Raw genomic sequence first — 11,026 nt, 5'->3', positions numbered from 1 at the left:
CGCCAAAAACGGCCCGATGCAGCAACAGAGATTCCCCGAAAAGCAAAATGGATATCGAAGCTCTTGAAAACACGACTTTCGCGGCCATCGTCGAGAAAATCCAAAAGGTTCGCAAGCGTGGCGAGCTTTTAGAGAGCATCCACGGGATTTTAAAAAAGAACTTCGAAACCGTCGAAGAGCAGCACCAAATCGAATGCCAGAAAATCCGCAATGTCATTGAAGGCATTCCAGGCGAACTCATCGGGAACACGCGCGAAATGCGCGAAGTGAGCAAGCTCGTCCGCCAAATCGCCCCCACCGCAGCAACAGTCCTTATCCGCGGCAAGGCAGGCACCGGCAAGGAATACGTTGCCCGCAGCATCCATGAACTTTCGGAACGCAAAGATTCCCCATTCGTAGCGCTCAACTGCGACGCCCTCACCGAAGGCGCGAACTCTTTTGAAAGCGAACTTTTCGGCTTTGAACGCGGAGCCTTCACTGGCGCCACCAACCGCCACATCGGCAAGGCCGAACAAGCAAACGGCGGCACGCTCTTTCTAGACGAAGTTGCCGACTTGCCACTCCCCGCGCAAATCAAGCTTCTGCAATTTATTCAAGAACAAAGTTTCAAGCGTCTCGGCAGCAACATCGAGCAACGCTGCAACGTGCGCCTCATCGCAAGCACCGGCAAGAATCTCGAAGCCATGATGCAACATGGCACGTTCCGCGAAGACCTTTACTACCGCCTGAACATTTTCCAGATTTCGCTCCCCGAGCTCATCCAGCGCAAGACGGACATTCTGCTTTTAGCAGACCATTTCATCGAAAAGATGAATTACAAATACGGCAAGAAAATTTTGCGTTTAAGTTCGCCCGCCATCGACATGCTCATGAGCTACCATTGGCCCGGTAACGTCCGCGAGCTCGAAAACTGCATCGAGCACGCATGCCTTGCGACAACAGACGTCTGTATCAACGCCTACGATTTGCCGCCCACGCTGCAAACCGACGTCACGTCAGGAACGTCCGTACTCCCCGAAGGCAACAGCCCGCTCGCCACGCTGATGGACAGCTACGAGCGTGAAATCTTAAGCGAAGCACTCCGCCGTCATGACGGCAACATGAGCGCCGCCGGCCGCGACCTTTCCGTAAGCCCGCGCATGATGCTATACAAAATAAGGCGGCTAGGAATAGCCGCCTCGAACTAGAAATTGCAAAAATTACGATTCGTCTTTCACGCAGCGAACAGAATAGCCGTCCGTCTTATCGGCATCCTTTAAAAAGACTTTGCTAAAGGTATAATAAAAATCCACGTAGTAAGAATCATCTTCGCCTACTTCATTAGAACTCCATATACATGCACTCCGCCCTTCTTGAATAAAATCACCCGCAAAATTAATTCGACCAGCATAAAGCAACGCGAAGCCACCTTCACTAGAATTCCTCAAGACCTCGCCAGCAACCTTGTCACCTCCAACAAAAACAAACAAATCATTCCATTCATAATTTGAAGGAACATGCCAACCCGGAGGGCATACGCCCTGCACCGGCAAAGAAAGATTACAAATATGTCTTTCTCCGCATTCTTCTTCTGATTTGCCTACAGCAGCAGCCCACGTATAAAGGCGTCCATACTTATCGCAATATTTCGTAGAATCATTATAGCAATGGCTATTTTCAGTTTCATAATTGAGATTCTGAGCAAACCACCATAGCCTATCAATCTTCACAATTTTGTACTTCTGACCATTGCGGTCATCAATTATAGAATCCGTCGGCCAATCCACTTTTATAGACGATGAAGACTCTTCATTTTGGACACTTGAAGAGCTGACAGCACTTTCACTGCTACTGCTGAATAGATCTTCAATCGGAGCCGAGGATGAAGAAAGATTTTTTTTCTTTTCTTCATGATTAGAACTACTTGATTCAGCAACGGATGACGATGATGACAGTAAAACAAATGACGATGACGAATCTTCATTCGCAACAAAAGGATTGCCAGAGTCATCATCACCGCAAGCGACAAGAATCAAAGTGGAAAACAAAGCAACGCGATAGAGACTTTTCATTTGCATCTCCTTCAAAAAAAACACAACTATTTAAATTGCGTTGTTATCGTCAACGAATCACTGCGGCCATATTGATCAGTATATACTAAAATCCAATCAACAGTCGTATCCTTAGGCAAAGTAATTCGACTCACATTCTCTAAATAATATTTCCAGTTTTCCAACGGTTCTGGATATTCCATATGACCACGGCAAGGATCATCCACATATTCAGGATAATCGCTCGCATCAACAAATTCAATTCCATCTATAAAATTTTTTGCTTTTAATTTATAACTTGAAACTATCGTATCTGACAAAACATGGTCTTTTTCTTTGGAGATTACCGAAAGCACACTTTTCAGAAGTTGCTTGTTTATGGAAGGTATTTTTTGATATGGTATATAGCTCATCTTTTTAGATTCACCATAATTAACAAACATTGTGTCATAACCACCAGCGATATCTGATTTAGCGTCAGAATTACGACAATCATAAGCAGCAACATAATTGAAGGAACTATCCTTCAAATAAAGAACTTTATTTTCTGAAGTCAAAACAGTCACCGTATCCAAAGAATTCTTTGAGTTCGGCTTCAAAAAAGACACATAAAGACCGCCATCTATTTTTTTCGATCCCGCTATTTGACTTAGAAGCAGAGAATCTACACTAATTTCTTCCTTATCGACAAGAACACTGCCAAAAGTCTGATCTTCAGAAACACTATCCGCACAGGACGCCAATAAAAACGACGCTATTAAAAAAAACATAACGGACTTTTTCATTCTATTTTAACCTCCTCACTAATCTAAAACCACCTATAGCCCCACCAAAATTAGGTTGGCCATATCCATAATTTAACACTTTTCCAGCCTTTCGAACATTCCAAAAACTAAAAAACGTACAAAATAAGGCGGCTAGGAATAGCCGCCTCGAATTAAGCACATAGTCACTCCGGCCACAGTACCGGAGCCACCTTCAATTACTTCAAAATAGCAATGCCGTACGGCTGGAGAGCATCCTTTGCCGCATTTTCAATTTTCTCGACCTTGTCGCCCTTATAGCTATAAAAATAGTCGTCGTTACCAATGTACAAGGTTTCGGCATCAGAATCATAGGCCAAAGAACCAATGATATTGGAAATGCCCTTGATCTTCTTTATAGACTTATCAGAAAGATTGACTTGAGCAAGAGTAATCGTTCCCCAAGCTTCATAAACGGCTACATATGCAATGCCATCATCCGAATTAAGCGCCATCGAGAAAACGCCACCGCCAAGTTTCTTACCGTCAACAACCACAGAAGACTTCTTCTTAGCCAGATCAACGACTTCAATGCCATTGTCTTCGGTCGAATAACCAGCAATAGAGCCTACATAAAGCTTGCCCTTAGCAAAGCCCATTGTCTGCGGATTGTACTTAGCAAGTCTAATGGTGTCAAGCAGCTTGCCTTCATCAAGCGTATACAAGGCAATGAGGCCCGGAGCAGGAGTTCCCCAATTTTCATCCATACGCTGGAAGAGGGCGATCAAGGTGTCGCCAGTCACTTCAAGATCAACAACGTTCGGAGAAATCGCCTTACCCTGAATGAAGTCCTTCGTCTTAATTTTATTTATTACCTTCTTCTTTTCGACGGAGACCTTTACAATCTTGGGAGCATTCTGAAGAGCAACCCAAACTTCATCATCGTTTGCCTTTACAACATCAACAGGATTCGATGAGTCGTCCAGTTTAATCTGCGCCGTGACCTTGTTCTTCGAAGGATCGAAAACAGAAATGTTATCTATAGAAAGACCTTCAAGAACAAAGATTTTTCCGTCAATGGGGAAAATTCTAGAGTCCTGATAGAGCGAAACCTTGGCTTCAGAGACTTCGCCATCTTCGTCGATCCAGCGGAGTTCACCAGCATCCGAACGGTTGCTTCCGAAAACATAGACAGAAGCCTTAAACGGATTACCATCATTAGCAGAAGTACCGCTATCCGAGCAGCCCTGCATGTAGAGCGCAAGCGTAGAGCCTGCAAGAAGTGTAAGGAGTTTTTTCATCGTTTACCTCTTTATGTTTTCGCAGCAAAAGCATTACATGTTTTGCAAGGTTTTCACTGCGCGGGGTTAAAACCCCTGTGTTAATGTTAATTTGTACTCTCGTCCAGGAGTAGGGAACGGCGTATATACATTTCTATATTTTTCATCCGTGATATTCCGCAACGCAAATACAAGTCTGGTTTTATTAAAGGGATTATAACCTAGCGAAAGATGGTGCAAATCCACCGCAGGTTGCTTTATGCGGTTTGTCCTATCTTCAAAAATCTTCGTACGGTATTCCGACGTCCAAATAAAATCAAAATGGTACGGCAAATCAAATTTTGCCTCAGCATAGTACGAACGCGCCGGCTCATACGGGAGCATTTTTCCGTTATAATAATGTTCCTCGCTTTTGTCTTCCGTTTTTTGGAATGTTGCACGTAAAATAGCAGTAAACCACTTTTTAGGCTTGCTTTCTAATTCGGCTTCAAGGCCCCGAATATGCGACTTGCCGACATTCAACGGTTTCAGAAAATTTCCGCTATTGATCCAGCAAATCGCATTCTTTACACTCGTCTGAAAATACGTGGCCCGAATAACCGTTTGGCTTTTAGGGATCATATAATAGCCGCCCACCTCAAAACGGAGAGCCGATTCATCAAGAAGATCCGGATTCGAGACCATACCAGGATAAACACCATAAATTTCCATCAGCTGCGGCGCACGGAATAAGCGTCCAAAGCTCAAGCTGCCACCATATCTAGAATCAGGCGCATCATACCGCACAAACCCACGGCCCGCAAAAGAAACATCGCGATCTTTAGCCGATTTCAACTTTTTCGTCATTACAGGAGAAACATATTCACCGCCGTGAATATCGTCCTTAATAAAGAGAGCCGAACCTTCGCCGCCCACAGAAAGCGTCTTTAGGATGTTATACGAAACATCTCCCGAAGATGTCGTCGCGTAGCGAGTCAAGTTCCAAGGTTTCGAAGAACCGCGTCCCGAATAGTAGCTCATATCCAGCGACAAGCGCAAGTTCGCTTCAATTTTTTCGCCAGAGTAATTCGCAAGGACTTCAGGAATAAGGCTATAGCCGGCCGCTCCATACTTCAAAAAATCCGATGAAGCATAGCCCAAGTGATCGAGCGGATAATACGAATGCGAGACGGCCTTTTCAAATTTTCCCGTCAGCGAAAATTCAAGCCAGAGCCAACCGAGCAACTGCGGGAGTTCCGCACGGTATGTCGCCTGCGCAAACTCGCCCTTGTAGCCCGCGACAGACGTCTGGTAATCATCGCGACCCGGATTACCGCCTTCCGAACGGCTAAAGTTAAAATTCAACGTCGAGAACACACCACTTGCATGCAGAACGCGAGCCTTGAAAAGCCCCGAATATTCAGTAAATTCAGCATTTCTACGCGTATCCGTATAGTCATCATCCGGATCGTACTGAGTTCCGTTCTGGCTTTCAAACTCGTAATCGTTATCGCTGTGACGCGCCGACAAAGACGCACTCACCGAAGCGCTATCCGTCAAACGCGAAAGCAACTGCGTCGAGGCTTCCCACGTGTTGTGGCTACCGTAGCTCAAAAGCACACGGCCCGACTTTTTATCTTCCGGCTTGAGCACAGCTTCAGCAGGCTTCGAACCTTTCGTCACAAAGTTAATGGCACCGCCAATCCCGCGACCGCCAAATTTCGCAGGCACACGGTCTTTGTAAACTTCAATTTTTTCAACCTGATTCAGGTCAATCGTTCCAAAATCAACCGCACCGCCCGACGCATCGTTCAGCGGGATTCCGTCCATGCAAACGACAATGTTCTTTGCCGAGACTCCACGGATGCTCACGGTCTGGAAACTCCCGACACCGCCCTGGCGCGTGTACTGCACACCCGGCAAAGAAGCCAAGACTTCCGCTGCCGAAAGCGAACGACCTTCCCACGCTTCGGACAAAACCTCGGCATAGCTCGATGACGCCTGCAAAGGCTTTTCAACACTCGTCGTCTCGTAAACAGAGGACTCGCCTAAATCTTGGATATACTCTTCGGAAAAACTAGAAACGCTCGCAAGCAGTACGGCCGCGCACACGCGAACGCCCAAGAGACTGCCAGAACGATAGCATGCAGTCAAACACCCACGCAAATGCGTGGCTATGCAAAGCGATGTCTTTCGCACCGTTTAACAACCCGTGGCGCAAAGCGCCCGTTGTGCCTTACAGTTCTTCTGACTCGGGGATCGCTCTACTTCCAGCCCCTTCACACCCGCCTTGCGGCAAGCATTGGTTTATGCTGGTTTCGTCCTCCCTTACAGCGGCGAGACCGTTCCCGGCTTTCACAGGATTCTCTTATATCGCATCAGCGGTGACACGATACAGCGTTTTACCGCATAAGGCATTACCTATGAAAAATATAGTAAACAATTCAGGGCGCTGTAAACAAAACTTGTCATGCCCGTCACCGAACGGGCATCGCCCTTTCACGAGGCCTTACTTTCGCGGTTTCCATTCCGCAAGGACCATGCCCGCAACAATGGCAACAGCACCCGCAATCGCGACCGACGTGATGCGTTCCCCAAGAGCAATGACCGCCGTAATAATTGTCACCAGCGGAATCGCGTATATATAATTGCTTGCCAAAACCGTTCCGAGTTGTTTTAGTACCTTATTCCAGATGAGGTACCCAAACAGCGACGAGAACACCGTAAGGCAAAGGAAGTTGAGCGACACGACAGGCTCCGCAAAGTTCTGCCACGGGACTCCGAGGAACCGCCCCGCACCCACCTCGTTTGGAGCAATCGCGGTTTCGCCAAGCATAATGATTATTGACGAGAGCGCGCCATAGAAAAACATCTTTCGCGTTATAAAAAGCGTAGAGTATTTTCCATTGAGCGGTCGGACAATCAAGGAATAAATCGTCCACATGCATGCCGAACTGAACGCAAGCAAATCGCCAACCGGCGAAAGCTTCAGAATAAACTTTCCATTCAACACAACAAGCACCATCCCGATAAACGTAATCACACACCCGAGAATCTGTCGCTTGCAAAGGCGTTCGCTCTTGTAAATGAGCCCGCCAAAAATCATCGTCAAAAGCGGATTTGTGCAGACAATCAGCGAGACATTGCTCGACGGCGAAATCGTAAGCGCCGTATTCTCTGCCCAAAAGTAAAGAGTGCAACCCGTAAGCCCACACAAGCACAAAATCAGTTCGTGCTTCCAGTTTTCGCAACGGAACCTTTTATGAGTCATCGCAAGCAGCAGCAAGTACGTCACCGTAAAACGCAACGTAAAAATCTGCACCGCCGAGAATCCGTGATTCAAGAGCACCTTCGTGCTCACGAAACTCGTACCCCAGAATGCAATCGTCCCAATCGCAAGGGCATGCCAAAAAGCAAGGCCGCGCGAAGTGCTTGCTAGAGAATCGGGAGTTTTAATCGGAGCCGGTTTCATCGGAAAGAAAAATAGAAAAAAAATTAATAACAATTATTTCTATTTTTTCCCATCTATCAAGCCTTCTCACTAACAAACATATTTTTCAAATGTATTCTATATTCCTGAACTTTTGTTCTCTTATGAATTTTACTTTCCTTAAAATTTTCATTATATGCAAATATTTTTTCATAACGATTAAGCAACGCAGGGCAACACTTTTCACAAGGAGCCCAACGAACAAAGAATGTATTATCATTTTCTTTTATATTTGCCAAAATTTTTCTTTCGCAACATGAATAATGATTTGGTTTATAGGCCTGATCATCTCTTAATTTAATTGGAGTATAAAAAGGGGGTATATAAAAAAGCATTTCACCAGTAACACAGCATCTCACGCAATTGTTATTAAAAAGTTTAGATTCAATTTCAATAAAAACATTTTCCAATGCAGGTTCAAAATCTCTAGAACCACTTAAAGCATACGCTATATTCCAAGTCGAATTCACTGCAATAGCAAAACATCCTTCCCGATCATTTTGATACCGTTCCAACAATGAATAATCTGGATATAATTCATTCAACAATCTGTTTAAATCATAAAACAAACTTTCTGGACTTTTCAGCTTAGGAATATGATTTATTATATTTTTTATTGCATTTTGAACAGAATTTGCAATACTAGTAATAGTTGTTTTCGTTAATAATTTTCTAAATAAAGTTGATTTTTCAAGAAATGGTAATAAATTTACATGGTTCTCATTTTGCTTGAAAATAAAATCGTTAACTTTTTTTGCCATCCAATAGGAAAAAATGCTTAAACCATTATTATCATGACGAAGAGAAAACCGCTGTTTAAATATCATAAAATTATGCCATATGATATTTTGTAGTTCATCGTCTTCACTTAAAGAAATAATTTCATTCAATTTTTGTTCTACTTCGTCATAATTTCTTTCTTCATTTTCAAAAGAGCGCCTTATCATTTGTTTAGAAAATTCAAACCATTCTTTGTACGCAAGAAAAAATTTTGAATTAATACTTTTTTCAAGATGAAATAGATCATCTTTTAGCTTCAAATAAATCAGCTTTATACGATTAAAATAGTAAGATGTTATTTCAATCGTTTTTTCATAGTCATCATTTTTATGATATTTATAAAGATAATATACTGGCGGAATATCCATCATTATTTCAAAAATACATGGTGACTCATCATTTAAAATATCGTCACTAAAACAAATTTTTTTTCATCAACATCAATTGAATAATCCATAATCGATTTTTTCTATACCTGAACGTATTTTTCTTATTTTTCTAAATTATTTTTCTTTTTAATATTTGTAATCGTTTCATCTATAATCAAATAATCATTTTTTCCTTTCATCAACACCCATTTTGATTTCAAAAGATTATATTCCTGTTCTTCGATATATGGTCGTATAGCAATCAAATTTTTTTCAAATTTTGAATAATACATACCAGGAATGACAAAAATAAATAGACCTAGCAAAAAATCAAAAAAAGAAATGGACATCAAAAGAACCACTTTATTTTTTCGAGAATTACTTTCTTTACATGGCACAACAGACTCATACAATTGTTCCCCAACGTCCTTTTTAAAAGGCCTCATCGCAATATAAAAAGCAACAAGAAAAAAAACACTAAAAAATATTGCGGTAAAAAACCATATCATCGATGATGAAGAATATGAAGCCGCACTTTTGTAAATCAAATTTACAAAAAAATCAAAAATAGGAATTCCTATTTTTGGTATAGCCAACATCACTAATTCCAAAAGATATCCACCCAATTTTGTCAGTACCAGCATTATAATTGCGACAACCAAACCAATTCGGATATCTTTAGAGTATTTCTTAAAAAATTCCACCATAAAACTCCTTTGTTCATTTATTTTATGATAATTTCACCAAATTACCACATTCCTAAGAACAACCTAATTCAAAGATAATAATTTTTACCATTTTCATCCTACACCCCAAAAAAACGCTTTATCGATTAGATAGCTATAGTTTCAAGTTATTACCATCTATAACTTTTCCCTAATTTCACCCATACTTTCTAAATTTCAGCTGTTTTCGGGATTCTTTTTACTAGACCACGTTATAGAATCTAACTATATTACAAGCCATAATTAAATTATATGGTCACCACGGCGACCACACAAAAAAAGGATTCTAAAATGTCCAAGATCGAAACTCTTTGCATTCAGGGCGGTTGGCAGCCGAAAAACGGCGAACCGCGCGTTCTCCCCATCTACCAGAGCACCACGTTCAAGTACGAAACCACCAATGACATGGCCGACTTGTTCGACCTGAAGGCCAGTGGCTACTTCTACACCCGTCTGCAGAACCCGACCAACGACGCCGTCGCTAACAAGATCGCCGCTCTCGAAGGTGGTGTTGCCGCCATGCTCACGAGTTCCGGTCAGGCCGCAAACTTCTACGCCGTTTTCAACATCTGCGAATCCGGCGACCATTTCATCAGCACTTCCGCTATTTACGGCGGCACAAGCAACCTCTTCTCCGTCACCATGAAGAAGCTCGGCATTGAATGCACGTTCGTGGACCAGGACGCTTCTGACGAAGAAATCGAAAAGGCTTTCCGCCCGAACACCAAGTGCGTCTTCGGCGAAACCGTCGCAAACCCGGCAGGCAAGGTCTTGGACCTCAAGCGCTTTGCTGATCTCGCCCACAAGCACGGCGTTCCGATGATTGTCGACAACACCTTCCCGACCCCGATTCTCTGCCGTCCGATCGAATTCGGCGTTGACATCGTGACCCACTCCACGACCAAGTACATGGATGGCCACGCCATGGCAGTCGGTGGCTGCATCGTTGACAGCGGCAACTTCGACTGGGAAGCAAACCACGACCGTTTCAAGGGCCTCACCGAACCGGATCCGAGCTACCACGGCCTCGCCTATACGAAGGCTTTCGGCAAGGGCGCTTACATCACGAAGGCAACCGCACAGCTCATGCGCGATTTTGGCTCCATTCAGTCGCCGCAGAACGCATTCCTCTTGAACGTGGGTCTTGAAACGTTGCACCTCCGCATGCCGCGCCACTGCGAAAACGCTCTCGCCTGCGCCAAGTTCCTCAAAAATCACCCGAAGGTCGCTTGGGTCAACTACGCTGGCCTCGAAGGCGACAAGTACTATGAACTCTCCCAGAAGCAGTTCAAGGGTGGCCTCCCGTGCGGCGTTCTCACGTTCGGCATCAAGGGCGGTCGTGAAAAGTCCATCCAGTTCATGGATAGCCTCAAGATGATCTGCATCGTGACCCACGTGGCCGACGCCCGCAGCTGTGTGCTGCACCCGGCAAGCCACACGCACCGTCAGCTCAGCGACGAACAGCTCATCGAAGCAGGCGTTGCACCGGACCTCATCCGTTTCAGTGTCGGTATCGAAAATGTCGAAGACATTATCGCCGACCTCACGCAGGCTCTCGACAAGGTCTAATTTTTTACACTTCTATACACCAAAAAAAACGGCACCGGCATTCGGTGCCGTGTTTTTATTAC

9 protein-coding genes and 1 riboswitch are annotated in these 11,026 nt (G+C 44.1%); of the genes, 2 read left to right on the top strand and 7 right to left on the bottom strand.

Features of this window, described 5'->3' with window-relative positions; all coding sequences use genetic code 11:
- The first annotated feature begins 47 nt into the window (after window positions 1-47).
- On the top strand, window positions 48-1,187 hold the full coding sequence (locus B7990_RS11375; RefSeq protein ID WP_088641059.1) for a sigma-54-dependent Fis family transcriptional regulator: 1,140 nt from the start codon (window positions 48-50) through the stop codon (window positions 1,185-1,187).
- 12 nt (window positions 1,188-1,199) lie between these two features.
- Here B7990_RS11375 and B7990_RS11370 read toward each other — a convergent pair whose 3' ends face one another.
- The 7 genes from B7990_RS11370 to B7990_RS11340 form a co-directional block, all read right to left on the bottom strand.
- Window positions 1,200-2,051 (bottom strand): fibrobacter succinogenes major paralogous domain-containing protein, encoded by an 852-nt coding sequence (locus B7990_RS11370; RefSeq protein ID WP_176407303.1) that lies wholly within the window; start codon window positions 2,049-2,051, stop codon window positions 1,200-1,202.
- Between the two features lie 26 nt (window positions 2,052-2,077).
- Window positions 2,078-2,815, bottom strand: coding sequence for a hypothetical protein (locus tag B7990_RS11365; protein ID WP_088641057.1), 738 nt, complete (start codon window positions 2,813-2,815; stop codon window positions 2,078-2,080).
- Between the two features lie 197 nt (window positions 2,816-3,012).
- Window positions 3,013-4,074 carry a hypothetical protein gene (locus B7990_RS11360; protein ID WP_088641056.1) on the bottom strand — a complete coding sequence of 354 codons (1,062 nt, stop codon included), beginning with the start codon at window positions 4,072-4,074 and terminating at the stop codon, window positions 3,013-3,015.
- A 66-nt stretch (window positions 4,075-4,140) separates the two neighbouring features.
- The gene (locus B7990_RS11355; RefSeq protein WP_176407301.1) at window positions 4,141-6,186 is read right to left on the bottom strand and encodes a TonB-dependent receptor; all 2,046 of its coding nucleotides are present in this window, start codon (window positions 6,184-6,186) and stop codon (window positions 4,141-4,143) included.
- Window positions 6,187-6,251: 65 nt separating this feature from the next.
- Window positions 6,252-6,445, bottom strand: a riboswitch (cobalamin riboswitch).
- A 96-nt stretch (window positions 6,446-6,541) separates the two neighbouring features.
- The gene (locus tag B7990_RS11350; protein ID WP_088641082.1) at window positions 6,542-7,504 is read right to left on the bottom strand and encodes a DMT family transporter; all 963 of its coding nucleotides are present in this window, start codon (window positions 7,502-7,504) and stop codon (window positions 6,542-6,544) included.
- Between the two features lie 56 nt (window positions 7,505-7,560).
- On the bottom strand, window positions 7,561-8,673 hold the full coding sequence (locus tag B7990_RS11345; protein WP_141099271.1) for a hypothetical protein: 1,113 nt from the start codon (window positions 8,671-8,673) through the stop codon (window positions 7,561-7,563).
- Between the two features lie 119 nt (window positions 8,674-8,792).
- Complete coding sequence (locus B7990_RS11340; protein WP_088641053.1) at window positions 8,793-9,377, bottom strand: hypothetical protein; 585 nt, start codon at window positions 9,375-9,377, stop codon at window positions 8,793-8,795.
- Between the two features lie 309 nt (window positions 9,378-9,686).
- Between B7990_RS11340 and B7990_RS11335 the strand changes: the two genes are divergently transcribed.
- Window positions 9,687-10,964 carry an O-acetylhomoserine aminocarboxypropyltransferase/cysteine synthase family protein gene (locus tag B7990_RS11335; RefSeq protein WP_088641081.1) on the top strand — a complete coding sequence of 426 codons (1,278 nt, stop codon included), beginning with the start codon at window positions 9,687-9,689 and terminating at the stop codon, window positions 10,962-10,964.
- Window positions 10,965-11,026: the final 62 nt, after the last annotated feature.

This window comes from Fibrobacter sp. UWB4 (assembly GCF_002210345.1).
Taxonomy (GTDB): Bacteria; Fibrobacterota; Fibrobacteria; order Fibrobacterales; family Fibrobacteraceae; genus Fibrobacter.
The sequence above is the reverse complement of the archived record's forward strand: the minus strand, read 5'-3'. Positions and strand labels throughout refer to the sequence as shown.

Bases quoted from the DNA above. Each gene is read 5' to 3' on its own strand.
- B7990_RS11375 (WP_088641059.1), top strand. From the start codon at position 48: ATGGATATCGAAGCTCTTGAAAACACGACTTTCGCGGCCATCGTCGAG.
- B7990_RS11370 (WP_176407303.1), bottom strand. From the start codon at position 2,051: ATGAAAAGTCTCTATCGCGTTGCTTTGTTTTCCACTTTGATTCTTGTC.
- B7990_RS11365 (WP_088641057.1), bottom strand. From the start codon at position 2,815: ATGAAAAAGTCCGTTATGTTTTTTTTAATAGCGTCGTTTTTATTGGCG.
- B7990_RS11360 (WP_088641056.1), bottom strand. From the start codon at position 4,074: ATGAAAAAACTCCTTACACTTCTTGCAGGCTCTACGCTTGCGCTCTAC.
- B7990_RS11350 (WP_088641082.1), bottom strand. From the start codon at position 7,504: ATGAAACCGGCTCCGATTAAAACTCCCGATTCTCTAGCAAGCACTTCG.
- B7990_RS11345 (WP_141099271.1), bottom strand. From the start codon at position 8,673: ATGATGGATATTCCGCCAGTATATTATCTTTATAAATATCATAAAAAT.
- B7990_RS11340 (WP_088641053.1), bottom strand. From the start codon at position 9,377: ATGGTGGAATTTTTTAAGAAATACTCTAAAGATATCCGAATTGGTTTG.
- B7990_RS11335 (WP_088641081.1), top strand. From the start codon at position 9,687: ATGTCCAAGATCGAAACTCTTTGCATTCAGGGCGGTTGGCAGCCGAAA.